A 26,454-nucleotide genomic window follows, 5' to 3' on the forward strand; every position below is an offset into this window, starting at 1 on the left:
TACCGCGAGGCGATGCTGAAACAGGGCAAGTCCCTCATCCGCGTCACCCCCGACCGCTGGGGCCCGGTGGCGACCGGGGGGTTTCCGGCGCGGCTGGCCGGTGAGGGGTGAGGAGGGGGGTCAGCCGCGGCTGACCATCGCCTCGATGCCCGCGATCAGCAGGTCCAGGGCGAAGGTGAAGTCGCGGTCCAGCATCTCGGCGACCGTGTCACCGCCGCGGGCCGCCACGAGGTCCCTGGACTCCTCGATGGCCCCGGCGGTCTCCGGGGTCTCGGCCACCATGGCCATGGCCTGCTGGTAGTACTCGTCGGCGGTCAGCCCGGAGTCCGCGATCCGGGCGCCGAAATGGCTCTCGATCGTGCCGTAGCCGTAGACGAACTGGAAGACCGCCGAGATCGCCCCCATCACCCCGTGCGCGGGCAGCCCGGCCCGGCGCACGACCCGCTGGACCACGCGGGAGAAGGTCAGCGAGTTCGGGCCGATGTTGAGGTAGCTCCCCGCCAGCGGCGACAGCCAGGGGTGCCGTACCAGCAGCGCCCGGTACTCGGCGGCCAGCGCGCGCAGCTGCTCGCGCCAGTCCTCACCCCCGGCGTCCGGATCGGGCAGCGGCAGCTCCCCGAAGGCGGCGTCCAGAGCGAGTTCGAGCAGGTCGTCCTTGGTGTCGACGTACCAGTACAGGGACATCGCGGTGACGTTCAGCTCGGCGGCCAGCCGGCGCATCGAGAACTTCGCCAGCCCTTCGGCGTCCAGCAGCCGTACGGACGCGTCGGTGATCCTCTTGCGGTCCAGCCCCGAGGGCTGGCCGCCGCGTCCGCTGCGCTGTGCCTTCTCCCCCTGGAACCACACACTGCCCCGCGCCGACCGCGCACCCTGCTCCACCATCGGCGCCTCTCCCTCCGCGGACTCCGGCCAAGTGGTCCAACTTTAGGGGCGCGGCCTACGCCGCCGCCCGCTCCGCCCTGCGCAGCAGCCCCGCCGCCACGAACCCCCCGACGAGCACGGCCACCGCGCCCACCAGCTGGCCGGCGCCCAGACCGGCGGACAAGGACGCCCCCGACGCGACGGAGGAGCTGAGGACGGCGCCCAGAACGGCCACACCGAGACCGTTGCCGAACTCGGCGAGGGTGCCGTTGATCCCGGCCCCCACGCCCGCCTTCTCCGGCGGGATCGCGCTCATGATGGCGTGGGCCATCGCCGGGTTGGCGACCGCGCAGCCCGCGCCGATCAGCAGCAGGCCCAGCAGCGTACCGGCATAGCCGTTCGTGTCGATCTCGGCGATGGTCACCAGTCCCGCCGACATCAGCACCATGCCGAGCGCGATCGACACCGGCGTGCCGAGCCTCGTGGACCACTTCGCCGCGACACCGGTGAAGTTGAGCAGCACGACCGCCAGCGCCAGCGGAGCGGTGCGCAGCCCGGCCTCCAACGGCTCGTAGCCGAGCACGAACTGCAGGTGCTGGGTGAGCAGGAACAGCGAACCGGTCATGCCGAAGCTGAGGAGCACGGCCCCCGCGACCGCACCCGTGAACCGGCGGTCGCGGAAGAAGTGCAGGTCGAGCATCGGCTCCTCGGCCCTGCTCTCCCACCGGGCGAAGGCCCCGAGCACCAGCACCGCCACGGCCGCCGTGGCGAGCACGCGCGGCGAGGTCCAGCCGTGGAGCGGGCCGGAGATGATCGCGAAGACGACCGCGGCCATGCCGACGGTGGACAGCAGCGCGCCGAACAGGTCCGGACGGTCCCCGCGGGGGTCCTTCGACTCCGGTACGAGGGCCACGACGGCGACCAGGGCCAGCGCCGCGACCGGGATGTTGACCAGGAACATCGAGCCCCACCAGAAGTGGCCGAGCAGGAAGCCCCCGATCAGCGGGCCGGTCGCGAAGCCGAGGGCGTTGACCGCGCTCCAGATGCCGATCGCCCTGGGCCGCTCCTCGGGCGTGAAGATCTGCATCGCCACCGCGAGCGTGGTGGTCACCAGCAGTGCGCCGCCTATGCCCATGCCGGCCCGCGCGGCGATCAACTGCCCGGTGGAGTGGGAGAGTCCGGCCGTGAGCGAGCCGATGCCGAACAGGGCGAGACCGGCCATGAGCATCTTCTTGCGGCCGTAGCGGTCGGCGGCGCTGCCCGCGGTGAGCAGCAGACCGGACTGCACCAGGGAGTAGGCGTTGATCATCCACTGGATGTCCGAGGTGGCCGCGTGCAGCTCGCGGGTCAGCGAGGGGATGGCCACGTTCAGGACGGTGTTGTCGAGCAGCACGGTGAGCTGCGCGAGGCAGATGACACCGAGGATCAGCCACCGCTGGGGGTGACCCTGGTGGCCCTGGGGGCCTTGATGACCTTGGGGGGTGGACATGTTGTACACCGTATAGCGGTCACTATACGGTGTACAACGCGTTATCGGTTCCGATGTGTCAGCCGCTCTTCTTCCGCGTGAGGTCGTAGAAGGTGGCCGAACCGACCGTCACCTTCTTGAAGTTCTTCCGGACCCACGAGCTGATCTGCGAGGCGGAGCCGTTGCCGCTGGTGCCCATGCCGCCGCCCATGCCGCCACCGGCGATGAAGTAGTGGATCCTGCCGTCCGCCGCGTACTTCTCGAACTGCGCCAGTGTCGGGGACGGGTCGGTGCCGTTGAAGCCGCCGATCGCCATCACCGGGTCACCGGTGGCGAGCTGGTAGCCGGCCGCGTTCTGGGAGCCGATGGACGCGGCGACCCAGGTGTACCTCGGGGCGTCCCGTGCCAGCAGCTTCTTTGCGGCGGAGGAGACGTCCGCGCCGTTCAGCAGGCCGCCGGCACCCATGCCGCCGCCCATGCCGCCCGTGCCGCCCTCGCCCGTCCGGCCCGCGCCGGGGAAGCCGTTGCCGTTCTGCCTGCCCTGGGTGTTGCCGTTCCGGCCCGGCATGCCCCCGCCCGGGAAGCCACCGGTGCCACCGCCCGGGAAGCCGTTGCCGTTCTGCTGACCCCGGCCCTGCTGCCCCTGCCCGCCGGGCGTGCCGCCGCCGAAGCCGCCGCGCATGCCGCCCTTGCCGCCGCCCGGACCGCCGCCCGGACCGCCGCCGAAGCCCATCATGCTCGCGCCCGCAGGACCGGCCGTCGGGATGGAGCCGGTGTGCGCGGAGTCCACCGTGCTGAGGGTGTACGCCGTCGGACCTGCGAGCGCCGCCACGAGGCCCACCGCCGCGGCGCCGAGGGCCAGTTGCCGGGAGATCCGGCCCGCGAGGACCAGGCCCAGCGCGGCGGTCAGACCGCCGATCAGCACCAGCCACTTCAGCCGGGGAAGGTAGTCGGCGGTGCGGTTGAGCAGGACGTAGCCCCAGACCGCGGCCGCGACCGCGGAGGCGGCCAGCGTGATCGACGCCCACAGCTCCTGCCGCTTCTCCCACAGCAGCCCGGCGCCCATGCCGATGACGGCCGCGAGGTAGGGGGCGAGGGCCACGGTGTAGTACTGGTGGAAGATGCCCGCCATGTAGCTGAAGACCACCAGGGTGATCAGCAGCGAGCCGCCCCAGACCAGGAACGAGGCCCGGGTGACGGAGGTCCGCTTCAGCTTGCGGGTGGCCACCAGGCCGGCGGTCAGCAGGATCAGCGCGGCCGGGAGCAGCCAGGAGATCTGGCTGCCGATCTCGGAGTTGAACATCCGGTCCCAGCCGGTCGCCCCCCACTGGCCGGTGCCGCCCGCGCCGCCCATGCCGCCGACGCTGCCGGTCTCGTCGCCGTTGATCCGGCCGAGGCCGTTGTAGCCGAAGGTCAGCTCCAGGAAGCTGTTGTGCTGCGAACCGCCGATGTAGGGGCGCGAGGAGGCCGGCCACAGTTCGACGATCGCGACCCACCAGCCGCCCGCGACGACGAGCGCGAGGGTGGCGGCGGCCAGCTGGCCGAACCGCTTCTTCACCGGGACCGGGGCGCACACCGCGTACACGATCGCCAGCGGCGGCAGGATCAGGAACGCCTGGAGCGTCTTGGCGAGGAAGGCGAAGCCGATCGCGGTCCCGGCCCACACCAGCCACCTCGTCCGGCCGTCCTCCACGGCCCGTACGACGAAGTAGCAGGCCAGGGCCATCAGCAGGGCCAGCATCGCGTCCGGGTTGTCGAACCGGAACATCAGCGCGGCCACGGGGGTGAGTGCGAGGACCGCGCCCGCGATCAGACCGGCCCCGGGGCTGAACCGGCGCCGTACGCCCGCGTAGACCACCGCGACCGAGCCCACGCCCATCAGCACCTCGGGCGTGAGGATCGCCCAGGAGTTCAGGCCGAAGATCCGGACCGACAGCTCCATCGGCCACAGGAACGCCGACGGCTTGTCCACGGTGATGGCGTTGCCCGCGTCCAGCGAGCCGAAGAAGAACGCCTTCCAGGACCTGCTGCCCGCCTGCACGGCCGCCGAGTAGAAGGAGTTGGCGTAGCCGGAGGCGCTGAGGTCGTACAGGTAGAGGAGCAGGGTGGCGGTCAGCAGGGCGAGGAGGGCCGGGCGCGCCCAGCGCGGGTCCTCGGGCCGGCCGCGCCACAGCCTGCGGAAGAAGGGCCGCTGGGGCTCACCGGCCCGCGGGGCCGGCGGGGCAGCCGCGGCGGACGGCACCCACGCGGCCGTGCCGCTGTGCTGGTCGACGGTCATCGGGGGTCCCTCGGATCGGTGTCGTGGGGGTGCACCGGCTGCAACTGCACGGTGGCGTCCCGCCAGGTGCCCTCTCCGGCTTCGTACGACCGCTGGTGCGGCGACGGTGCGTACGGGTCGGCGGGCGTGCCGTACGGCGGGGTGGTGGGGGCCTGGTTCGTGCGGTACGTCGGCGAGGACGGGGTGTGCCCGGCGACCACCGTCGAGCCGGAGCCGGAGCCCGGGCCGAAGTGGCCGCGGTCCGGGAAGACCCAGGCGCGGAAGAGCAGGAAGCGCAGCACGGTCGCGGCGAGGTTGGCGGCGATGAGCACCGCCAGCTCCGTGGAGTGCGCCGGGCTGGAGCTGGCCGCGTTCAGGGCGGCCAGCGAGCCGCTGGTCAGGACGAGACCGATGCCGAAGACGACCAGGCCCTGCGCCTGGTGCCGGACGGCGCCGCCCCGGCCGCGCACCCCGAAGGTGAGCCGGCGGTTGGCGGCCGTGTTGGCGACCGCCGAGACCAGCAGGGCGAGCGCGTTGGCGACCTGGGATCCGGAGAACTGCCGGAAGAGGCTGTAGAGCACCAGGTAGAAGAGGGTCGACAGGCCGCCGACCACGCAGAAGCCGACGAGCTGGCGGGCCAGCCCCTTCGGCACGTCCTGGATGTCACGGTCGCGCGGGTCGTCGCCGAAGGGCCGGGTGAGCCGGTCCAGCGACAGCGAACCGGTGGCCAGGGCCTTGCCGACCCGCCAGACGCCCTTGAGGTCGTCGGTCGCGGTCTTCACGATGTGCACGGTGGAGTTCGGGTCGTCGACCCAGTCGACCGGCACCTCGTGGATCCTGAGCCCCGCGCGCTCGGCGAGCACCAGCATCTCGGTGTCGAAGAACCAGCCGGTGTCCTCCACCAGCGGCAGCAGCACCTGGGCCACATCGCGCCGGATGGCCTTGAAGCCGCACTGCGCGTCCGAGAAGCGGGCCTGGAGCGAGCCGCGCAGGATCAGGTTGTAGGTGCGGCTGATGAACTCCCGCTTGGGGCCGCGTACGACACGCGAGCTGCGGGCGAGCCGGGAGCCGATCGCGAGGTCGGAGTGGCCCGAGATCAGCGGCGCCACCAGCGGCAGCAGGGCGTTGAGGTCGGTGGACAGATCGACGTCCATGTAGGCGAGGATCGGCGCGTCGGACGCGGACCACACGGTCGCGAGGGCCCGGCCGCGGCCCTTCTGCTCCAGGCGGAAGTTGGTGACCTCGGGGATCTCCTGCTCCAGCCGCGCCGCCACCTGGGGGGTGGTGTCCGTCGACGCGTTGTCCGCGACGGTGATCCGGAACGCGTACGGGAACGTGCGCTTGAGGTGGTCGTGCAGTCTACGGACGCACGGCTGGAGGTCCTTCTCCTCGTTGTAGACGGGGATCACTACGTCCAGGACAGGCGTACCGGCGTCTGTGGCCGGGAGGTGCTCCCGCGCCGGCAGAGTGCCGGGAGAAGAGTCGGTTCGCATGGGGCCGACTCAACTCAAACCCCCTGTTGCGCCCATGTGGTGGCACTGTGCTGTGCCTGTGAGTGCGATGGCCGGTCGGTTTCGGGGGCCGGCCGGGGAACGACGGGAGTGAGGGCGGGCAGATGCACGGTGAACACGGTCCGCCCGGGAACGCTGTCCACGGTCACCGCACCGCCGTGCGCGTTCGCGACGGCCTGCACGATGGCGAGCCCGAGCCCGGTGGACCCGGTGGAGCGCGAGCGCGCGGAGTCGCCGCGCGCGAACCGCTCGAAGACGTGCGGCAGCAACTCGGGCGGTATCCCCTGCCCGTTGTCCTCGACGTCGACGCACAACCAGGGCCCGCGCCGCTGCACGCGCGCGGTGACGGTCGTCCCCGGTGGCGTGTGTTTGCGGGCGTTGCCGAGCAGGTTGACCAGCACCTGCTGGACGCGGGCCGCGTCCGCCGCCACGAGCGCGGGCTCGTCGGGCAGATCGAGCCGCCAGTTGTGGTCCATGCCGGCCGCGCGGGAGTCACTGACGGTGTCCACGACGAGCGGGATGAGATCGGTCTGCTCGAACTGGAGCGGCCGTCCGGCGTCGAGCCGGGCGAGCAGCAGGAGATCCTCGACGAGGAGGGTCATCCTGCCCGCCTCGGACTCGATCCTGCCGAGGGCGTGCCGCGTGTCGGGCCCGACCTGTTCGCGCCCGCGCCTGGTCAGCTCGGCGTAGCCGCGGATCGACGCGAGCGGCGTGCGCAGCTCGTGGCTGGCGTCGGCGACGAACTGCCGTACCCGCATCTCGCTCTGCTGGCGGGCGTGCAGGGCGCCGTGCACATGGTCGAGCATGCGGTTGAGCGCGGCGCCGACCTGGCCGACCTCGGTGTGCGGATCGCACTCGGACTCCGGGACCCGCTCGCTGAGCTTCACCTCGCCGGTGTGCAGCGGGAGTTCGGAGACGTGGGTGGCGGTGCCCGCGACCTTGCGCAGGGGGCGGGTGGCGACACCGACGAGCACGTAACCGGCGATGCCGGCGGCGACGAGACCGGCGGCGGTGACGCTGATCTCGACGAGGATCAGGGTGTCGATGTTGTCGTCGACGTCCTTGGTCGGCAGGGCGATGTAGTACGCGTCGCCGCTGTCCCGGCTCGTCACGTACTTCACGAGGTAGTCCCCGAGCCCGGGGATCTCCACGCTGTGCGCCTTGTTGTCCCTGGGCACGGCGTTCAGCGCGTTCTTCTGCGCGGCGGTGAGGTCGTCGGCGCGCATCCGCTTGAAGAGGCCTTGGTCGTCGTTCTGCTGCTGGGCGACAGCGCCGGAGCTGATCGAGCCGTTCTGCACGTACGCCGCGACGGTACGAGGCTGCGTCGGGCCCTTGGTGAGCAGGTTGTCGACCTTCTCACTCGGTGTCACGGCGTCCGACGCCGACGGGTCCGGGAGCGCACCGAGCCTCAAACCAGCCGGAGCCTGCATATGGCCGACCGCCCGCGCGGCGGTCTCGTTCACCTTGCCCTCCAGCTGCCCGTACAGATGCGAGCGCAGCGCCAGCGTCGTCACGGTGCCGATCACCGCGCACACCACGGCGATCAATACCACCGACGCGACGACGAGCCGGGTCCGCAGGGTGCGCGGCTGTCCGGGCCGTCGCTTCGGTCGTTTCTGTTGCTTGCGGGGACCCGGCCGTCGTCGTCCGCTCATGACACGGCGGGCTTGATCAGGTAACCGGCCCCACGCCGTGTGTGGATCATCGGCTCGCGCCCCGCGTCGATCTTCCGCCGCAGATACGAGATGTACAGCTCGACCACGTTGGCCTGACCGCCGAAGTCGTACGACCACACGCGGTCCAGGATCTGCGCCTTGCTGAGCACGCGCCGCGGGTTGCGCATGAGGAAGCGCAGCAGCTCGAACTCGGTGGCGGTGAGGTGGATGTTCGCACCGGCCCGCGACACCTCGTGGCTGTCCTCGTCCAGGGTCAGGTCCCCGACGACGAGCACGGAGTCCGAGCGCCGGTCGGCGGCACCGGACCGGCGGATGAGCCCCCGCAGCCGCGCCACGACCTCTTCCAGGCTGAACGGCTTGGTGACGTAGTCGTCCCCGCCCGCGGTGAGCCCGGCGATCCGGTCCTCGACGGCGTCCTTGGCGGTCAGGAACAGGACGGGCACGTCGGGCAGTTCGCGGCGCAGCCGGCCGAGGACGGCGAGCCCGTCCATGTCGGGCAGCATCATGTCCAGGACGACGGCGTCGGGCCGGAACTCCCGGGCGGTCTGTATCGCGCCCTGTCCGTCGCCGGCGCTCCTGATCTGGCAGCCCTCGTAGCGAAGGGCCATGCTCAGCAGTTCGGTGATCGACGGCTCGTCGTCCACCACAAGCACGCGGACGGGGCTCCCGTCCGGCCTCAGCAGTTCGGTGCGCCCCTGGGGCGAGGTCGTGGTCATGGTGCACACCTTGTCCGGGCCCTCTGAGAAGACGCTTTCCACACTCTGTGATTTCCCTGAGAAACGCACAGGCGGCTCTCAGGCGGCGCCTGGGAAGCGCCGCGGCCTCACGCCGTCCGGCTGAAGGCGTGGCTGTGCTCGACGCGGGCGACGTGGATCACGTACCGCTCGTACCACCGCTCCCGTCCGCGCCGCTTGGCGTCGAGGTGCTCGGGATGCTCCCGCCACCGCTCGATCCCGTCCAGGTCCCGGAAGTAGGCAACCGATACGGCGAGTCCGTCCGGACCGGGGCCATGGGCGAAGTCCTCCCCCAGGAAGCCGGGGATCTCCCGGACGAGGGCCGAGAGCCGGGCGGCGGTCCGCTCGTACGCACCGGGTTCGTCGTCGCCGCGGCGCACGGAGGTGAACACGACGGCGTAGTAAGGGGGTTCGTGGGCGGGAGTGGGAACGACAGTGGTGTCCGGTTGATCGCTCATGACGACAACCGTCGGCGAACGCCCTGCCGCGCGTCCATGGACCTTGCCGAAGGGGATCCGTCCGGGATCCGTTTCTTTACGTCCGGTCAGAACAACAGGTCCGGCTCCTGTCTGAACTCCCGCACCGGAAAGCCGAGTCGGCCCTCCCCGGACTCGCCCGGCACCAGCCCCCACCCCGCCATCAGCCGCGTGTCGAGCACGACGACCCCGCGCCCGCCGACCGCCAGATGCAGATCGGGCCCGGCGGCCGCGACCAGCTCACCGCTCACGGCGCCGCCCGGCACCAGCTCCAGCACCTCGCCGAACGCACCCGGGGCCCGGTCGAGCCCGAACACGCCGAGATGATCGGTGACATGGCACTCGGCGGCCCGCAGCGACTCCGGCCACGCCGGGAGCGCCACGGCCCGCGCATGCAGCTCCCGCACCTCGGCGGCGCGCTCCGCCGCGGCCCGCGGCAGCGCCGCCCGCACCGCCCGCTTCTCGGCGTACGGAATCCGGTCCGGCACCCGCAGCGCGGCCCGCAACAGCTCCTCGGTGCGCCGGGCGGCCATCAGCGGGCCGGTGCCGAGCCAGCTGAAGCAGACGGCACCCTGCTCCAGCAGCCGGGCGTCCCCCCGCTCGACCGCGGTGATCCCGACCTTGACCAGCCCGGGCCCGAACCACGCCAGATACACCCGGTACGGCCGGGGGTCGTCGGCGATCGTGTCGGCGGCCACGGAGTGCGCCCGGTCCAGCCGGGCGCACTCCTCGCACCGGGCCCCCGTACTCCTGCCCGGCATGCCGGCCCGCACCGGGCAGCTGTTCCCCCGCGCCCCGACGCAGGTCCGCACCCCGCCCCCGGGCACGGCGAAGGCGATCCGCTTCCCCCACGCCGGCGCGCTGCGCCGCCCGCCGTCCCAGACCAGCACCGGCCCGTCCGCCGACCAGCGCAGTCCCGAGCATTTCCATTCGCGTGCCATCCCTCCCGAGAGTAGAGGGAGGGTCTGACAGCGGGCCGCGAGCGGCGGACGGTCACTCGGCGGGCGCCGGGGCGACCGGTTCGGCCGCCGTCGGCGCGGCCACCGCGGCGACGCTCCGGCCGCGCCCCGCCAACCGGCAGCTCACACACCCCGGATGCCCCTCCCGTGCCCGCGTGTCGCGGAGCCGCATCCCCCACTGGTCCCGCGGCCGCACCCCCGGCGGCTTCCCCCAGCCGGCCAGATGCAGCACCCACGTCATGGCGACGCTCACCGCCACCACGACCAGCCCGCCCCCGACCACCGGCAGCGAGGCCGCGCACACCCCGAGCCCCGCCACGGCGCCGCCCACGGTCGCGACGCCGAAGCCGGTCCAGCCGGCGATCGTGTGACCCTCGTCGTACAGACTCATAGCCGCCTCCAAAGACGAGCCGAAACTCTCTCACGAGCTAAGAAGTTACGTCGCCGAATATCTCACGAACTAAGGGATTACGAAAGATGCACGGCACGCCGCGACCGTCCGCCACCCCGGCCATGGCACTGTCGGCGATGGACCACCTCATCGCCGCCCATGTGATCGGACAGCAGGAGCTGGCCCGGCGACTGGGCCTGAACGTCACCGACCTGACCTGCTTCGCCTTCGTCCTGGAGGCCGGCGACACACTGCTGACCGCCGGAGACCTGGCCGCCCGGGCCCACGTCACCACCGGCGCGGTGACCGGCATCCTCAACCGCCTCGAACGGGCCGGCTACGTCACGCGCCGCCCCGACCCCGGCGACCGGCGCCGGGTCCGCGTGGCCGCCGTACCGGACGCCGTCACGCGCGTCGAGGCGGTGTACCGGGGTCACTACAAGCGGCTGACGGACCTGTTCTCCGCCTACTCCCCCGAGGAACTGGCGGTCATCACCGACTGGTTCACCCGGGCCACGGACCTCGCACACGCGTACCTGGAGAAGCTGAACCGGAACGACCCCGATGAGGAGTGCTGAACGGCCGGGCGGCCGACGACACCACACGTACTGCGCACGCGGTGCGCACACCGTACGAGCATCCGACCCTGTGACGACCGGTGGATCGGTCCGCTCGCTCCCCAACTTGTCCAGACACCTTTTCTCCACGGATCGATCCATCGATGTTCGCGTCGATGTTCTTTCCGCCGTACCGGCGAGTACCTAGAGTCTGTCGCGCTGTCATGGACGCGCCCCGATCGTCGGCCACGCACCGGCCGGCCGGGGCCTCCTCCCCCTTCCTTCTGGAGAGCGCATGGTCTCGCGTCGTACCGCTACCGCCCTCACCTCCGCGGCGGCGGCCCTGCTGCTCGGCGCCGGCGGCTACACGGCCCCCGCCGCGAGCGCGGCCACGGGCACCGATCTGTCGGTGTTCGCCTGGAACGTCGACCTCGGCACCCCGGTCGTCGACACGACCCAGAACGAGAAGGCGGCCCAGCGCACCCCGGTCATCGAGTCGGTCATCCGCAAGCACAGCGCGGACGTGGTCGTGCTGGACGAGGACTTCAACAACACCTCGACCGCCGACATCACCAGCAAGCTCGCCGACCTGTACCCGTACCACACCCCGGTCGTCGGCCAGACGTGTTCCGGCGGCGGCTGGAACGGCATCAGCGGCGACTGTTCCAACTCGCTGTTCGTCATCAACGGCGGCACGATGATCCTCTCCAAGTACCCGATCACCGCCCAGTACGCCCACGTCTTCAGCAACTCGACCTACGGCACCTGGGACTACCACGCCAACAAGGGCGCGGCGCTGGCGCAGATCGACAAGGGCGGGGTGAAGAGCTGGGTCGTCGGCACCCACCTCCAGGCCGACGAGTCCGACACCTCCACCGACACCACCCAGGCCACGCGCCTCGCCCAGCTGGGGGAGATCCGCTCCTGGGCGGACGGCATCGCCGGCACCGGCGGCCCGGTGCTGATCGGCGGCGACATGAACGTGGAGTACTACGGCGGCCAGTCGCGCGGCGACTACGCCCACGCCCAGAGCGCGGTGAACGGCGTCCTCGGCACCCCCGCCACCGACTCCTCCCAGACGCTGCGGACCATGGACTGCCCGGTCTCCGCCTGGTGCCAGTACATGTCCGGCGTCGAGTCCTTCCCGAAGGACTACCGCGACGACCTCGACTACATCGGCTACCTGAACGCCGACGGCCGCCCGGTCCCGGCCGCGATGTCCGCGGTCAAGGTCGACTTCGACCCCCAGTCCGGCTGGACCAGCGGCCAGACCGACACCAACGCCCCCAGCGACCACTACCCGGTCGAGGCGGCCTTCCAGCTGAACTAGTCCGCTGGACCGTTCCGTACGACGCCGTCGGCCCCGGATTCCCTCCGGGGCCGTCGGCGCCGGTGACCGTTCGGCCCTGTGGCAGTGCCGTTCGGCCCTATCGCCCCGGGCCGGGACCGACCAGCCTGGAGAGATCGGCAAGGGAGGTCGTCATGGATGACCGCGACTTCCAGGCACATGGCCTGATCGACGAGTTCTTCGACCGGAGTCTGCCCGTGTACGAGGCGGCCGGCCCGCGTTGGCGCGAGAGCGGACAACTCGACCCGCTCACCGTCGCCCAGATCCGCATGTGGGCCGCCAACCGCACCCTTGCCGCCTTCAGACCCGGAAGGTCCGACACCGCGCGGGCCCTGCGGGAGGTCGAACGCAACTCCCTGGACCGGTGGCTCACCGAACGGGGCTTCATCTCCCCGACATGACGACGGAGGCCTGGGCGGACCTCGGCTGCGCTGGGCGGTGGCGGCACCACCTGATCCGGCCCGTTGCCGTACTTCGCTGCTGTACGCCCCTGAAACGCCGAAGGCCCCGGAGTGATCCGGGGCCTTCGGCGTGTGTGCACTCGGCAGGATTCGAACCTGCAACCTTCTGATCCGTAGGATCGGGCAGGCGGTTGGGCGGGGGCTCCGCCTTCCTTCCGGTGGGCGGGGGCTCCGCCTTCCTTCCGGCTGATCGCTGATCATCGTGATCGACGGCCTCTGTGTGCCGTCGTTGCCGTCAGGGTTGCCGTCAGTGCTGAGCGGTGACGCCGGCCGGCGCCGACTCGCAGCGTGCGCAGGACTACGGCCCCAAAGCCGCTCCGCCGCCCTCAGTGGTGGGCGTCACGAGGCCGTTATCGCCCGCTCTCGCCAGAAGAGCGGCGGCCGCGGACAGATCCGCCGACGGTTTCGTGGGTGCCGCCTGTCCGGGAAGCCGCGTGGTGGTTCAGCACCTTCATGATCTCCGAGGCCAGCACATCTGCCAGGGCCGGCGCGAGAGATTCTGCCAGTGCGGTCGCGAGGGTCTGCGCGAGCAGCACCCGTTCCAGTTCCGAGGAACGGGAAGGCGGCTGGGAAAGGACCGCTACGGCCGCCTCCATCAGGGCTCCCGCCACTGGGTCCTTTCCATGCTTGACACCGGTGCCGGTATGGGGGATTCCGGCATCGCGCACGATTTCCTCGAAGACCTCGTCAACGAAGGTCTCCAAGGGATCCCGTTCCGATTTTTCGCCGGACTCAGCTGCCATTGTGTTTCCTCAGGTCTTCGGTTGCCGTATGGGACCTGCCCCCCGATGCCGGCGACTGCCGGGATCGGAGGGCAGAGTGTCGCTGTTTCCTGTCAGCGGCGCATGAGCGCCGCAAGGAGCAGGGGATGCTGGATCAGCGACTCGCCACGCTCCTCACGGCGACGGCGCATGAGCGCGGCCAGCAAGAGCGGGTGCTCGATGATCGACTCCTCACCGCCCTCCTCACGGCGACGGCGCATGAGCGCGGCCAGCAGGAGCGGGTGCTCGATGATCGACTCCTCGCCACGCTCCTCACGGCGACGGCGCATGAGCGCGGCCAGGAGAAGCGGGTGCTCGATGATCGACTCCTCACCGCCCTCCTCACGGCGGCGCGCGAGCGCGGCGAGGAGAAGCGGGTGCTCGATGATCGGTTCCTCGCCACGCTCCTCTCGCCGGGACAGCAAGGCTGCCAGCAGAAGCGGACCGAAGGCGGATTCCTCGCCGAACTCTTCCTGGCCTACCCCGGCCTTTTCACGAGTGGGAGTCTCCGTCGCTGCCGTCATGGTTTCCTCTTTCTTTGGCGCATGACTCGGCGGAGGCTCGGCTGGCACAGGCCAGCCCCGCGCTCCGCCCTTCAGTGCCATCGTCGAGGTGAGTGACGCCGGCCGCATTTCGATCATGCTCCATGTGGTCACACAATTCACGAAAACTCGCGCGAGTCGAAAGCAAAGGGCACAGGGTGCATCCAATGAGGGGAACAGCTAAAATGCCAAGTTTCGTCGGCTGAAGTTCAGTCGGACCATCTTGCGAACGGCCAACAGACTTGGAAAGCGTGCGCCCGCCACGCCCACGCGAGAGAGGTTGTGCGCGGCCGGCGCCGGCAGGTCGCCTCCTGGCCATCGACGAAGCCCGAGCGTCGGATAAGTCCATGGGGGACCTGACCGGTGACGGCAAGGCGGACCTGCTCGCCCGCGACTCCTCCGGGAACCTGTACGTCTACCCCGGCACCGGCAGCCCCACGTCGCCCTTCGGGCCACGCATCAAAGCCGGCTGGGGCTGGGGCGGCTACACCCTGGTAGGCCCCGGTGATCTGACCGGCGACGGCAAGGCGGACCTGCTCGCCCGCGACTCCTCCGGGAACGTGTACCTCTACCCGGGCACCGGCAGCCCGACGTCGCCGTACGGCTCGCGGACCAAGATCGACACCGGCTGGGGCATCTACAACGCCATCACTTGATCGGAAGTACCTCGTTGTCCGAGGCTGAACCCGGCCGTTCCGGACTTCCCGAGCGACGGCGGTGCGCAACCCCCTGAGTGTCGTGGCCAACGCCGGTGCCGTCCATCGCGGCACATGTGAAACGTCCGCGGACACCGGGCCGCGGGCAGCCGTAGCCGCCACGGTTTCTCTTCGGGGAAGCGACAGGGGTCGCTGTACAGCAGCGAAGTACGGCAACCCCAGCAACCGGCCATGACCGGTAGGAACCCCGAGAGGCCGAACCGTGGCCTGTGCGACCCCCGTTGACCGATCTCTGTAGAGCTACGGATCAGAAGGCGCCCGTGCCGTGCCCCATCCGTGCCCGATCACGGGGGGGGAACAAGCGGGCGTTGCATAGCATCGCGGCCCCTGACCGTTTCAACTGGTCAGGGGCCGTTTGCCTGCGCAATGGGTGGGGGATTTGAACGCCCCGTGGCTCGTGCCGCGACGGCTTCAAGATCCCTGAATGCATCGCCCCCCGGTCTTCGGCCATCCGAGGAATTCAGCTCATCGGTTCGGGTGACTATCTGTGACGCCTTCGTCCCTCGGGCATATGCCGCGCGTGAACTGAGCCTCATAGCACGAGAGGCCGGCTGCCAGCCAGGGTGACCGGCGACCCACCCCCCACGCGGCGCCTCGTTGGCACCGGACGAGAAAGGGAGACCGGATGCGCGTACTGCGCTCTTTCGTGGGGAGCGTCCTCGCATCGCTCCTCCTGCTGGTCGGCCTATCACCGGCCACGGCCCACGCAGACCAACCCCGGGCGGGACACGGATCTCACTGCCCCACCACACACCGCAGCCGCGGGAACAACTCCGCACCGACGACGGCGTACCAGCGCTACTACCTCAACGACTGGCGGCTGGGACCGACTTACCTCCCCCGGACAGGCGCCCTCGGCAAGATGCTGAGGGGCTATCACCGCACGGACGACACCTCCGCCTACTGGTTCCTCGGATGCTACTGGCAGACGGATCCCCAGACGGGGAAGTCGGGCTGGTGGTATCCCGACAACAACGGCTTCGTGCTGAAGAACGGCAAGCCGGTGAAGCACTCCCTGACGCTGCGCAAGGGCCAGCTGGTCGACCTCTTCGGCAGCGGCTTCGGCAACTTTCTCGCCCCCGCAGGCACGCCGTACGCCAAGCGCGCGATCCCGCCGAGCAATCTCGACACCTACGTCAACACGTACCCGTTCAGCTACCACCTCTACCGGGTCCTCCAGCCGTTCACCGTCGACGCCGGCCCGATCAGGCCCTGGTTCGGCCAGCCCGGACTGGGCCTCCAGTACGTGACAAAGCCGACCATCCCCATGCTCATCAACGCGTACAAACTGGAAGAACTGCATGTGACCTGACGAAACCAGGCCCGGGGTGGCCGCGGATCTAACCGGTCGGCGGCCACCTCTGAGGCAGACGACGGGACGGACCTGATGGACAGCGCAGAACTCGTTGAAAGGCTCCGCGAGGCGGACGTTCCAGAGGCGTTCTACGACATCCCCGGTGTCCACGAGGTGCCCATCCAACTGGACGCTTACTACTTCCTGTGTCGTGAGGCCGACGGCTGGACCGTAGGGCTGCGCCAACGCTCTCAGGACAGCGTCATGCGGCGTTTCGCCACCGAGGCCGAGGCATGCGCGTACCTCTACGACACGCTCATCCAGTTGCCCTCTCCCCCCTCAGGGCCAGCGCAGCCCCTGGAAGAACTCCTTGCGAACACCGAGGAGATCCAACGACAAGCGTGGGAAGACTTCGATCGTCGGCGTGGGGGCAGCTGACTACGGTTGAATCCTGAGCCGACCTTCGTCCGACAGGCGAAACGCCCTGGACGCCTCCCAGGACCGCCGTGACGGCCCCACCGCCCTGCAGACCGGTCTCTCTCCTGAGGCAGCCTCCGCATTTGACCAGCTTCCACCGCCGACCACTTGAGGCTGGCAACGCCCGGCGCAGCACGAGTCACGGCGCGACTGGCGGGCCTCCATGATGGACCTGCCGGAGAGCTTCGGCCTGGAGGAAGAGGACGAGATCTAGAGGACGGTCCGTCTCAGCTGTCGTCTCATTCATCGCCGTTCCCAGCGTTCGGACGGTTCCGGCTAGCGGTTCCGTAACACGGTCGACGGTCCATGAACGTAGGTGAACGCCCACACGCGCGGCCCACCACCTCACCAACAGACATGGGAAGCGTGCACCCTCGGCGCCTGGTGGCTGGGGCTGCTCTGGTCGGACGTGGATCTTCACGAAGGCGTTCTCACCGTCCGGCAGGCCCTACAGCGGGTCGGCGGCGAGCTGCTGATCGTCGCGCCGAAGACGCAGCGCTCGGCCCGCCGCGTGGCCCTGCCGGCCGAGTGCGTGACCGCGCTCCGTGCCCAGCGCGCCCAGCAGACAGCCGATCGGAAGGCCGCCAGTGCGAGCTGGAAGGGGACAGGACAAGGCCTCGTCTTCACCACGAAGAACGGGACTCCCATCGAGCCGCGCAACCTGAACCGGTCCTTCGAGGCGCTGTGCGCCCGCGCCGGTGTCCGCAAGGTCCGCTTTCACGACCTGCGCCACACCTGCGCCTCGCTCCTCCACGAACAGGGGGCCGACGCCCGCATGATCATGGAGGTTCTGGGCCACAGCTCCATCCGCGTGACCATGGACATCTACACGTTCGTCCGGCTGGACTCCCAGCGCTCCGCCTTCGACCGTGTCGGGGATGCGCTGAGGGGTGACGACAAGGGATCAGAGGGTGACGACGGCTCGACCGGTGCTCTTGCAGCCGTCTAGTTGTTGCCCTTGCAGCCCGCCGCTGACGGCATGTCATGACACAACCGATCCTGGTGGGACTGCGCCGCAGCCCCACCGACGACGATGACGCAGATCAGAGCGGCCATGGCGGCCTGGGTGACAACCGTTACGGCGGCCCCGGCCCGCGCGGCGATCGCGGCCGCCACGATGGCGAGGACTCCGACCCCGCCAGCGGCGGCCAGGTAGTTCCACAACGAGTCGGTCGTGGCGGTCTTGCCCGGGTCGAGGTTGAACCCGGACAGGAACCAGAGTCCAAAGATCACAGCCAAGGCGATCAGCTCCAGGAACACCAGACCGCACCCGGCTCCGATGTCGGCGCCTCGGTCGGCACGGCGATGCCGTCCCGGGCCGGTGGTCGCGTCGAAGGCCGGTGGGGCGACGGGTAAGTTCATACTCGCCACGTTGCTCGTGCGGGCGAGGCGGGCGCATGAGTAGGAGTACTCAGCTCCGCCCGGGTGAGTCCGGTGATCCACCTGACACCCCTGATCGGCCCCGCGCCCGCCCCCGAGGCGGTTGCCGTCAAACACTGCCGTCAAGGCAAAAGCCAGAGGCCCTGTGGATCTCTCCACAGGGCCTCTGATCTGTTGTGCACTCGGCAGGATTCGAACCTGCAACCTTCTGATCCGTAGTCAGATGCTCTATCCGTTAAGCTACGAGTGCTTGTTCTTTTGTTTTTGTCTTCGTTTCGGTCCTTTCGGCCCGTCCCGGCGACAGGAAGAACATTACATGACTGCCGCCGCCATGTGAAATCCGTTCCCCACACCCACTCTGACCTGCGGAAACGTCAAACAGGGGCAGTGGGTGGCGATGATCCGGGAACGCCGAAGCCCCGGTCCTGGGGACCGGGGCTTCGGGATCGGTGCGGAGGCGGAGGGATTTGAACCCTCGATGGGCTTTAAGGCCCAAACCGCATTAGCAGTGCGGCGCCATAGACCGGACTAGGCGACGCCTCCAGCACAACCGCTCACGCGAGCGCGCGAGTGGTGCGTGCAGATGATGACACAGCCTCGCGGCCCGTCACCAATCGAGCTCCACGGTACTAGGCACGGGGGCCGCAGGGCAAAGGGCTTCCGCCCGGCGGGGCGCAACGTCCTGACGGCGGAGCCGTTGGGCAGGACATGGTCTTTCTCTCTCAGCGGGGGTCCGTGCGTGTCCCCCTCCGGCACGGGCGCCGCGACGGCGGGCACACCGTCCTCGCCGTGTCCTCCCTCGCCGCCGTCTCGGCCCTGGTCTCCCTCGCCGCCGCACCCGCCGTCGCCGCGCCCGCCGGGCCGCCGCCCGTGCGGCCCGAGGACCGGGCCGGCGATCACCTGACCGTCGCCGTGCAGCACGCCGGGTCCGGGAAGGACGGGACGTACGAGCTGTTCTGTCATCCGGACGGCGGAACCCACCCGGACCCGGCCGGGGCCTGCCGGGCACTGGACGGGACCACGCAATGGGGGCGGGACCCCTTCGCCCCGGTGCCCCCCGACTCCGTCTGCACCATGATCTACGGCGGTCCGGCCACCGCCCATGTCACCGGCACCTGGGCCGGCCGCCCCGTCGACGCCGTGTACGACCGCAGCAACGGATGCGAGATCGGGCGGTGGGACCGGATGGTGCCGCTGCTGCCCGCTCCGGGATCGGCCTAGGGCCCCGCCCGGTCCGCGCGATCCACCCGGTCCGCCCGGCGCGCCCGGCGCACGGGCGGTTCCCGGAAGTCTCTGCGGTGCCCGCCGGCCGGATCACTCCCGCATCACCCAGGCCGTAAAGGTCCCGCGAAGGTCTTGCGGAGCAAGGGCCGGAGCCGGGGCCGGAACCGGCGCCGTGGCCGGTGGTCGTGCACAGGTTCGGTGTCACTTCCTCGTGGGACCTCCCTCTCATCCGGCGCCGCGAGCGCAACACGTGCGCATAGACTCCCTCGCGTGACACGTCGCGGGCCGGTTGGCAAGATGGCCCGAGCGGTCGGCAAGGTGCGGTAACAGGGAGGAAGGCGTCTCGTGAGCAGCAGGCCATCCCGAGGCGCTGCTCGCCTCGCAGCCATACTCGACGCTCTGCCGGACGCGTTGGTCCTGGTCAACGCCAACGGAACCGTCGTCAACGCCAACACCATCGCGCTCGAGGCATTCGAGGCGCCGGGTACGGCTCTCGTGGGGCGTGGGCTGCTCGATCTGCTGCCCGAGTTCGACTCGCGGCTGATCCCGGGCTCGATGCGGCGGCCCGACCACATGGACCCGCACGGCCGGACCAAGCCGACCCGGATGATCGCCCGGCGGACCGACGGCTCGTCGTTCCCCGTCGAGGTCACGAGCGCGAACCTGGAGAACGGGCAGCAGGCGTACGACGGTTACGGCTACACCGGCGACGAGCTGCTGATGATCGTCGTACGGGACCTGTCGGGGACCGTGGACACCGAGGCGGAGCTGGCGCGCTCGCAGCGGCAGACCGAGATGATCCTGCGCGCGGCCTCGGAAGGTGTCGTCGGCACCGACACCGACGGGCGGATCGTGCTCGTCAACCCGGCCGCCGCGCAGATACTGGGCTACCGGGCCGGTGAGCTGGGCGGCAAGGAGCTGCACGACCTCGTGCTGCACTCGCGCGGCGACGGCACCCCCTTCCCGTACGAGGAGTCTCCGCTCGCCGACACCCTGCGCTCCGGGCGCAAGCACCGGGTGCGCGGGCAGGTGCTGTGGTCCAAGGGTGAGCAAAAAGTCTCCGTCGATCTCACCACGGCTCCCGTGCGCGACGGGGACCAGCTGGTCGGCGCCGTGATGACCTTCACCGACCGGCGGCCGTACGAGACGCTGGCCGAGGAGAAGGCCGCCCGGGAGAAGGCGCACGCGGAGGAGATCGAGCGGCTCTCCGAGGAGCACGCCTCCGATCTGACCGCGCTGCGCCAGAAGCACGTCACCGAGGTCGAGGAGCTGCGCGAGGCGCACGCGGAGGAGACGGCGGCGGCCGAGGAGCGGTACGCGGCGCTCGGCGAGCGGGAGAAGGACCGGTACGAGGCGCTCGCCGGACGGCACGACCAACTGCTGACCCTGCTCGGGCAGTCGCTGCGCGGGCCGCTGGACGAGCTGCGGCGCGAGCTGTCCGCGCTGGCCGCGGACGACGCCGGACAGCTGTGGCCCGAGGCCAACCAGGTGCTGCATCACCTGTCCGCCGGGTACGCGCGCATCACCACCCTCATCGACAACGTCCTCGGCTACCAGCGGCTGGACACGGGCAGCGAGGGCATCACCCGTACCAAGGTGATGCTGGACGCCGTCGTCGCCGCCGGTGTCGACGGCGCGGTGGAGCTGATCGGCCCCGGCCGGGTGCAGTTCGCCGTGCACGCGCCGCCCATCGAGGCCGAGGTCGACCCGCAGCGGCTCGCGACCGCGCTCGCTCACCTCGTGGCGGACGTGGCCGGCGTCGACGCCACCGGCAACGCGCCCGCCTCCACGGGCGGTTACCTGGACAACACGGTCGTGGTCGCCGCCGCCCAGCGCGGCGAGGTCGTCCGCATCGAGGTGCGCGGGCCGTACTCCGGGGGAGACCCGGTGCACGAGCCGATCGTGCGCGGGATCGTGCGGGCCCACGGCGGGGTGCTCCAGACGCACGAGGTGCCGGGGATGAGCGGCAGCGCGTACGTGCTGGAAGTCCCGATCGGCGGGGGCGCCGGGTCCGTGGCCGCCCTGTCGGCCGTGGCCGAGGCCGGCGCGGACGAGAGCGGCGCGGCCGACGGGCACACGGCCGGCGGTGGCGGACGACGGCGGGCCCGGCGGGCCTCCACGGACGCCTTCCTGGAGAGCGGTGACGTGCCCGGCGGGGGCGAGACCGGTGATGCGGAGGCGGCCGCGCCGACCGGGCGGCGGCGCCGGCGTGCCGCCGCGCCCGCCGAGGAGGCCGCCGTCGCCGTGGTCCCGGCCGAGGGCGAGCGGACGGCATCGGCACCGTCCAGCGGCTCCGGACGGCGCCGCGGCCGGCCCGCCGAGAACGGCGCCGGTGACGCCGGTGACGGTGCGGGCGTCAGCGAGGGCGCCGTGGTGACCGCGGCCGAGCATGCCGCGGGAGCGGCCGCCGCCGGTACGGGACTCGGCGCCGCCGTGCCGCCGCAGGGCGTGCCGGTCCGCCCCGACGCCGGGGCACCGGCCCAGGCCGCGCTGCCGGCCGCCCTCCCGGCCGGGCAGAACACCGCGGGCGACGCTCCGGGTACGGAGGACGCCCCGGGCGAGGGCGCGCAGCCGACCGGGCGGCGCCGACGGGCGCTGGCCGCCGCGGCCGAGCGCGCCGCCGCGCAGGAGGCGGCCGGGCCGCGTCCGGTCTTCGCCCTGCCGCCGGCCGAGGCCGACCGCGTACCGCGCTCCGCCGAGCCGGTGAGCCGCGAGGCCCGGCCGCAACCGCAGCCGCAGGTACCGCCGCAGCTCCCGGCGCCCGTCGAGGCGGCGCCCGGTGACACCGGCCGGCACGACGCCGTACCGCTCGACCAGTCCGAGGACCACACCCCGCCGCAGCCGCACCCCACCACTGCGCCGACCGGCCGGCGCCGCCGTGCCGTGGCCGGGCCGGCCCCGGGTGCGCCCGCGCCGGAGACCGCGCAGGCGCAGCCCGTTTCCGCCCCTGTTCCCGCCGCCGTTCCGGCGCAGGGTACGGCCGGTCAGGGCGTCCCCGTCCCCGCGCAGGCCGGTCCCGTGCCGGTGCCGGCCCAGCCGGTCGCTCCGGGACAGGCGGCGCCCGGTGCCCAGCCCGCGGCACCGGCTCAGGGCGGCGCCGCCACCGCCGCGCCCGCCGTACCCGGACAGCCGCTGCCCGCCCAGGCGGCACAGGCCCCGGCCCCGGCGCAGACGTCGACCCCGCCCGGCGGTACCCCGGCCGCGCAGCCACTGCCCGCCGAGGCCGCCGCGGCGGCCGTCGCTGCCGGTGCCGGTGCCGGACGGGCCCCGGCGCCCGCGACCGCCGTCCCGCAGCAGTGGCCCGGTGCCGACGACACGTCGGGCGCGGGCACTCCCGTGGCCGCCGCGGCACGGCCGGCTCAGCCGTTGCCCGCCGACGACGCCGCGGCCGATCCGAACTCCACGCAGGGGCGGGCGATCAGCGTCCGCACTCTCGGGCAGGGCGTGCCGTTCGCGCGGCAGGCTGCGCAGGTGCAGCAGCCGACGCAGACGCAGACCCCGCCGCCACACGCGCCCGGCGGTTCCGGCCGCCGGCGCAAGCTGGGCACGCCTCCCGACCCGGCGGCCCGCCCGGAGCCGGCGGAGGGGGCGCCCGCGCAGCCGGCCGTGGCGCAGCCGTCGCTCGGCGGGCAGTCCCGGCCCGCGCCGGGCACCGAGGGCGCCGGACGGTCGTACGCCATAGGCGCCCCGGACGCCGACGCCGCCGAGGGGCCCGAGCCGTTGGACGGTCCCGGCGGGGCCGTCGAGGTCGCGGACCCGCCGCGGCCGCAGCCGATGGACGACGAGCTGCCCCCGGAGCCGCTGGACAACCCGCGCCGGCTGCTGGTGTGGCCCGCGCCGGACGTGACGACCCAGCAGGCGCTGAGCGACCGCGGCTACCGCCCGGTGATCGTGCACTCCCGTGAGGAGGTCGACGCGCAGATCGCGGCCTTCCCCGCCGCGCTGTTCGTGGACCCGCTGACCGGGCCCATCACGCGTACGGCCCTCCAGTCGCTGCGCCAGGCCGCCGTGGCCGCCGAGGTGCCGGTGCTGGTCACGGCCGGGCTCGGGCAGGCGACGCGCGAGGCGGCGTACGGCGCCGATCCCGCCGTGCTGCTGAAGGCGCTCGCGCCGCGCGACAGCGAGCAGCACCCGCCGCGCGTCCTGCTCATCGAGGAGCACGCGGAGATCGCGCTGGCGCTGACCGCGACGCTGGAGCGGCGCGGCATGCAGGTGGCGCGCGCCGCGAACGACAACGACGCGGTGACGCTCGCGGGGCAGTTCCGGCCGAACCTCGTGGTGATGGACCTGATGCAGGTGCAGCGGCGGCACCCCGGATCCGGGTTCGCCGGGATCATCGACTGGCTGCGGGCGAACAGCCGGCTCAACCGCACCCCGCTGGTCGTCTACACCGCCGCCGTCGACCAGGCCGACCTGCCCCGGCTGGCCTCGGGCGAGACGGTGCTGTTCCTCGCGGAGCGGTCCACGAGCGCCGAGGTGCAGGGCAGGATCGTGGACCTGCTGGCGCGGATCGGCACCAACTGACGTCACGCCCCACACGTCACCGGCCGGTCAGGAACCGCTCTTCCCGACCGGCCGGAGCACCCGCACTGCGGGGTCAGAGGCGGGTGACGTCCAGGGCGCCGTCCGCGTACCGCCGGCGCAGCACCTTCTTGTCGAACTTGCCCACGCTCGTCTTCGGCACCGACTCGACGATCGTCCAGCGCTCGGGGAGCTGCCACCTGGCGATGTGGCCCTCCTCGGCGAGGAACGTGCGCAGGGTCGTGAAGTCGGCGTGCGCGCCCTCCCTGAGCACGACCGTGGCCAGCGGGCGCTCGCCCCACTTCTCGTCGGGTACGGCGACCACGGCGGCCTCGGCGACGTCCGGGTGGGACATCAGCGCGTTCTCCAGCTCCACGGAGGAGATCCACTCGCCGCCGGACTTGATGACGTCCTTGGCGCGGTCGGTGAGGGTGAGGAAGCCGTCGGGGGAGATGGTGCCGACGTCGCCGGTCTTCAGCCAGCCGTCCTCGCTGAACTTGTCGGCGGGGCGCAGCGGTTCGGCGTCCGCTCCGTTGTAGTAGGCGCCGGCGATCCAGTTGCCGCGCACCTCCAGCTCGCCCGCCGACTCCCCGTCCCAGGGCAGGCGTTCGCCGCCGGGGCCGCTGAGCCGGGCCTCGACGCCGGCCGGGAAGCGGCCCTGGGTGAGGCGGTAGGAGAACTCCTCGTCGGTGCCGACCGCATGGGCCGGCGGGCGGGCCACCGTGCCGAGCGGGGAGGTCTCCGTCATGCCCCAGGCGTGGCAGACCCGCATGCCGAGCTGGTCGAAGGCCGTCATCAGGGAGGGCGGACAGGCCGCGCCGCCGATGGTGACCTGGGTGAGGGAGGAGACGTCCCGGGGCCTGGCGGTCAGCTCGGCGAGCAGGCCCTGCCAGATGGTGGGCACGGCGGCCGCGTGGGTCGGCCTCTCGCGCTCGATCATCTCGGCGAGCGGCGCCGGCTGCAGGAAGCGGTCCGGCATCAGCATGTTGACGCCGGTCATGAAGGTGGCGTGCGGCAGGCCCCAGGCGTTGACGTGGAACTGGGGGACCACCACCAGGGAGGTGTCCTGGTCGGTCAGGCCCATCGACTGGGTCATGTTGACCTGCATGGAGTGCAGGTAGATCGAACGGTGGCTGTAGACCACGCCCTTGGGGTCGCCGGTCGTGCCGGAGGTGTAGCACATGGCGGCGGCCCGGCGCTCGTCCAGCTCGGGCCAGTCGAACGTGGTCGGCCGGTCCGCGATCAGTTCCTCGTACTCGTGCACCCGCGCGCCGGCACCGGCGAGCGGGGAACGGTCGCCTGGGCCGCAGACCACGATGTGCTCGACGGTCGGCAGCTCGGACAGCAGCGGCGCGAGCAGGGGGACCAACGAGCCGTTGACGATGACGACCTTGTCGGCCGCGTGGTTGACGATCCACACCAACTGCTCGGCGGGCAGCCGCAGATTGAGGGTGTGCAGCACCGCGCCCATGGACGGGACCGCGAAGTACGCCTCGACGTGCTCGGCGTTGTTCCACATCAGGGTCGCGACCCGGTCGTCGTCCCGGACGCCCAGTTCGTCCCGCAGGGCGTTCGCCAGCTGTACGGCGCGGGCGCCCGCCTCGGCGAAGGTGCGGCGCTGCGGCTCGCCCTCGCCGGTCCAGGTGGTGATCCGGGACTGTCCGTGGATCCTCATCCCGTGTTCGAGGATCCGAGTCACGGTCAACGGTACGTCCTGCATGGTGCTCAGCACGGCGGTCCTCCCGGGGCGGCGTTGCCCTGCGCGGCAGTAGGGGTAGGGCAGATTCTGCTCACATACCGCGCGGTATGTCACTAGGGAGTACGTCACCACACGAACGGGAACTCGACGCCGGTGAGGGTGCGCGTGGGGTGTCGGCCAGGGCCTGTCGTCACCTTCCCGTCGTCCGCCCGAAGGGCGGGCCGCGCGGCGTCCGGTGCGTGCGGCTGCACGGCGGAGGAGGGGGTCGACGCGATGGGGGCCCCTCCCGCGCGAGCGAAGCCGAGCGCGGGGGAGTCGGTGACCGACGACAACGCGGCGGGAGGTGCCCCCTCTGGGGGAGCGCGTGCCAGGGCCCGCGACGCCGGCATGGCCCAAACGACACCTCCTAGCGGACGAGGCCCAGCTCGGGGTCCTCACGCAGCTTGCCGAGCGCACGCGACACCGCCGACTTCACCGTGCCCACCGACACGCCGAGCACCTCGGCGGTCTGGACCTCGCTGAGGTCCTCGTAGTACCGCAGGACGACCATCGCCCGCTGCCGCGCCGGCAGTTTCATGATCGCCCGCCACATGGCGTCGCGCAGCGCCTGCCGCTCGGCCGGGTCGTCGTCGCCGGGCACCGGCTCCGGCTCGGGCAGCTCGTCGCAGCAGAACTCGTCCACCTTGCGCTTGCGCCACTGCGAGGTACGGGTGTTCAGCAGCGCACGGCGCACATAGCCGTCCAGTGCCCGCTGGTCCTCGATCCGGTCCCAGGCCACGTACGTCTTGGCGAGCGCGGTCTGCAGCAGGTCCTCGGCATCGCTCGGGTTCGCGGTCAGCGAGCGTGCGGTGCGCAGCAGGACCGGTTGGCGGGCCCGGACGTACGACGCGAACGACGGGTACGTGGGGGCAGCGCCGCCCTGGCGCACTCGGGCGTGGGGGAGGGTCTGTCCCGCTGGTGCGGCGGCAGCCGAGGCGCTGGTGCAGACGGGTGTGGTCATGGCTCCACGCTAGGAGCGGGAGCCGCCCCGGCGGATCGCCCGCAGGTCCCGAAGCGGCGTCCCCCTCAGGTTGTAGGGGTGGGGCAGGCTCCACCTCCTGAAGGTGGAGTACGACTACACCCGGTCTGCGGGTTCGGCCCT

Annotated in this window: 23 protein-coding genes, 2 tRNA genes and 1 pseudogene; 10 read left to right on the plus strand and 16 right to left on the minus strand. The window is 71.5% G+C overall.

The window, feature by feature from the left end; genetic code table 11:
* A pseudogene (locus ACZ4MF_RS04210) lies at nt 1-111 on the plus strand (PPOX class F420-dependent oxidoreductase); the annotation flags it as partial.
* A gap of 9 nt (nt 112-120) precedes the next feature.
* Here ACZ4MF_RS04210 and ACZ4MF_RS04215 read toward each other — a convergent pair.
* The 9 genes from ACZ4MF_RS04215 to ACZ4MF_RS04255 form a co-directional block, all read right to left on the minus strand.
* Entirely contained in the window at nt 121-882 is a 762-nt protein-coding gene (locus tag ACZ4MF_RS04215; RefSeq protein ID WP_467489618.1) for a TetR/AcrR family transcriptional regulator, read from the minus strand.
* Between the two features lie 55 nt (nt 883-937).
* Nucleotides 938-2,359: an MFS transporter gene (locus ACZ4MF_RS04220; RefSeq protein WP_467489620.1), complete on the minus strand. Its 1,422-nt coding sequence runs from the start codon at nt 2,357-2,359 to the stop codon at nt 938-940.
* 49 nt (nt 2,360-2,408) lie between these two features.
* Nucleotides 2,409-4,607: a glycosyltransferase family 39 protein gene (locus ACZ4MF_RS04225; RefSeq protein ID WP_467489622.1), complete on the minus strand. Its 2,199-nt coding sequence runs from the start codon at nt 4,605-4,607 to the stop codon at nt 2,409-2,411.
* A complete protein-coding gene (locus tag ACZ4MF_RS04230; protein WP_467489624.1) occupies nt 4,604-6,079 on the minus strand; it encodes a bifunctional glycosyltransferase family 2/GtrA family protein in 1,476 nt (491 codons plus the stop codon). Before ACZ4MF_RS04230 ends, ACZ4MF_RS04225 begins: the two co-directional genes overlap by 4 nt.
* Nucleotides 6,080-6,093: 14 nt before the next feature.
* Entirely contained in the window at nt 6,094-7,752 is a 1,659-nt protein-coding gene (locus tag ACZ4MF_RS04235; RefSeq protein WP_467489626.1) for an ATP-binding protein, read from the minus strand.
* Nucleotides 7,749-8,489, minus strand: a complete 741-nt coding sequence (locus ACZ4MF_RS04240) for a response regulator transcription factor (protein WP_467489628.1) — start codon at nt 8,487-8,489, stop codon at nt 7,749-7,751. Before ACZ4MF_RS04240 ends, ACZ4MF_RS04235 begins: the two co-directional genes overlap by 4 nt.
* Before the next feature lie 107 nt (nt 8,490-8,596).
* Entirely contained in the window at nt 8,597-8,965 is a 369-nt protein-coding gene (locus ACZ4MF_RS04245) for an antibiotic biosynthesis monooxygenase family protein (protein WP_467489629.1), read from the minus strand.
* Nucleotides 8,966-9,051: 86 nt separating this feature from the next.
* Nucleotides 9,052-9,924: a DUF2797 domain-containing protein gene (locus tag ACZ4MF_RS04250; RefSeq protein WP_467489630.1), complete on the minus strand. Its 873-nt coding sequence runs from the start codon at nt 9,922-9,924 to the stop codon at nt 9,052-9,054.
* A gap of 52 nt (nt 9,925-9,976) precedes the next feature.
* A complete protein-coding gene (locus ACZ4MF_RS04255) occupies nt 9,977-10,333 on the minus strand; it encodes an HGxxPAAW family protein (RefSeq protein ID WP_467489632.1) in 357 nt (118 codons plus the stop codon).
* An 86-nt stretch (nt 10,334-10,419) separates the two neighbouring features.
* Here ACZ4MF_RS04255 and ACZ4MF_RS04260 point away from each other — a divergent pair, with 86 nt between their 5' ends.
* From ACZ4MF_RS04260 to ACZ4MF_RS04270, 3 genes are all read left to right on the plus strand, one after another.
* The gene (locus tag ACZ4MF_RS04260) at nt 10,420-10,911 is read left to right on the plus strand and encodes a MarR family winged helix-turn-helix transcriptional regulator (RefSeq protein WP_467489634.1); all 492 of its coding nucleotides are present in this window, start codon (nt 10,420-10,422) and stop codon (nt 10,909-10,911) included.
* Between the two features lie 274 nt (nt 10,912-11,185).
* Entirely contained in the window at nt 11,186-12,220 is a 1,035-nt protein-coding gene (locus ACZ4MF_RS04265) for a sphingomyelin phosphodiesterase (RefSeq protein WP_467489636.1), read from the plus strand.
* Between the two features lie 152 nt (nt 12,221-12,372).
* Nucleotides 12,373-12,639 carry a hypothetical protein gene (locus ACZ4MF_RS04270; RefSeq protein ID WP_467489638.1) on the plus strand — a complete coding sequence of 89 codons (267 nt, stop codon included), beginning with the start codon at nt 12,373-12,375 and terminating at the stop codon, nt 12,637-12,639.
* Between the two features lie 410 nt (nt 12,640-13,049).
* On the opposite strand, the gene ACZ4MF_RS04275 is transcribed toward ACZ4MF_RS04270, so the two are convergent.
* On the minus strand, nt 13,050-13,442 hold the full coding sequence (locus tag ACZ4MF_RS04275; protein WP_467489640.1) for a hypothetical protein: 393 nt from the start codon (nt 13,440-13,442) through the stop codon (nt 13,050-13,052).
* A gap of 92 nt (nt 13,443-13,534) precedes the next feature.
* Nucleotides 13,535-14,101, minus strand: a complete 567-nt coding sequence (locus ACZ4MF_RS04280; RefSeq protein WP_467489642.1) for a hypothetical protein — start codon at nt 14,099-14,101, stop codon at nt 13,535-13,537.
* Between the two features lie 248 nt (nt 14,102-14,349).
* On the opposite strand from ACZ4MF_RS04280, the gene ACZ4MF_RS04285 reads away from it, so the two are divergent.
* The 4 genes from ACZ4MF_RS04285 (at nt 14,350) to ACZ4MF_RS04300 (ending at nt 17,438) form a co-directional block, all read left to right on the plus strand.
* Nucleotides 14,350-14,658 (plus strand): FG-GAP repeat domain-containing protein, encoded by a 309-nt coding sequence (locus ACZ4MF_RS04285; protein ID WP_467489644.1) that lies wholly within the window; start codon nt 14,350-14,352, stop codon nt 14,656-14,658.
* A gap of 685 nt (nt 14,659-15,343) precedes the next feature.
* Nucleotides 15,344-16,030 (plus strand): TNT domain-containing protein, encoded by a 687-nt coding sequence (locus tag ACZ4MF_RS04290; protein ID WP_467489646.1) that lies wholly within the window; start codon nt 15,344-15,346, stop codon nt 16,028-16,030.
* 75 nt (nt 16,031-16,105) lie between these two features.
* A complete protein-coding gene (locus tag ACZ4MF_RS04295; protein ID WP_467489648.1) occupies nt 16,106-16,450 on the plus strand; it encodes a hypothetical protein in 345 nt (114 codons plus the stop codon).
* A 355-nt stretch (nt 16,451-16,805) separates the two neighbouring features.
* Nucleotides 16,806-17,438, plus strand: coding sequence for a site-specific integrase (locus ACZ4MF_RS04300; protein ID WP_467489650.1), 633 nt, complete (start codon nt 16,806-16,808; stop codon nt 17,436-17,438).
* On the opposite strand, the gene ACZ4MF_RS04305 is transcribed toward ACZ4MF_RS04300, so the two are convergent.
* The 3 genes from ACZ4MF_RS04305 to ACZ4MF_RS04315 form a co-directional block, all read right to left on the minus strand.
* Nucleotides 17,435-17,851: a DUF6234 family protein gene (locus ACZ4MF_RS04305; protein WP_467489652.1), complete on the minus strand. Its 417-nt coding sequence runs from the start codon at nt 17,849-17,851 to the stop codon at nt 17,435-17,437. The two genes, ACZ4MF_RS04300 and ACZ4MF_RS04305, sit on opposite strands and share 4 nt — an antisense overlap.
* A gap of 195 nt (nt 17,852-18,046) precedes the next feature.
* Nucleotides 18,047-18,119: transfer RNA gene (locus tag ACZ4MF_RS04310), tRNA-Arg, on the minus strand.
* 202 nt (nt 18,120-18,321) lie between these two features.
* A tRNA-Ser gene (locus ACZ4MF_RS04315) sits at nt 18,322-18,412 on the minus strand.
* A gap of 192 nt (nt 18,413-18,604) precedes the next feature.
* Here ACZ4MF_RS04315 and ACZ4MF_RS04320 point away from each other — a divergent pair.
* Both ACZ4MF_RS04320 and ACZ4MF_RS04325 read left to right on the plus strand, forming a co-directional pair.
* Nucleotides 18,605-19,090 carry an SSI family serine proteinase inhibitor gene (locus tag ACZ4MF_RS04320; RefSeq protein WP_467489654.1) on the plus strand — a complete coding sequence of 162 codons (486 nt, stop codon included), beginning with the start codon at nt 18,605-18,607 and terminating at the stop codon, nt 19,088-19,090.
* Between the two features lie 348 nt (nt 19,091-19,438).
* On the plus strand, nt 19,439-23,617 hold the full coding sequence (locus ACZ4MF_RS04325) for a PAS domain-containing protein (protein WP_467489656.1): 4,179 nt from the start codon (nt 19,439-19,441) through the stop codon (nt 23,615-23,617).
* Between the two features lie 73 nt (nt 23,618-23,690).
* Here ACZ4MF_RS04325 and ACZ4MF_RS04330 read toward each other — a convergent pair whose 3' ends face one another.
* Nucleotides 23,691-25,346 (minus strand): long-chain fatty acid--CoA ligase, encoded by a 1,656-nt coding sequence (locus ACZ4MF_RS04330; RefSeq protein ID WP_467489658.1) that lies wholly within the window; start codon nt 25,344-25,346, stop codon nt 23,691-23,693.
* Between the two features lie 373 nt (nt 25,347-25,719).
* Nucleotides 25,720-26,313 carry a SigE family RNA polymerase sigma factor gene (locus ACZ4MF_RS04335; RefSeq protein WP_467489660.1) on the minus strand — a complete coding sequence of 198 codons (594 nt, stop codon included), beginning with the start codon at nt 26,311-26,313 and terminating at the stop codon, nt 25,720-25,722.
* Nucleotides 26,314-26,454 lie beyond the last annotated feature (141 nt).

This window comes from Streptomyces sp. NPDC025793, assembly GCF_055558375.1.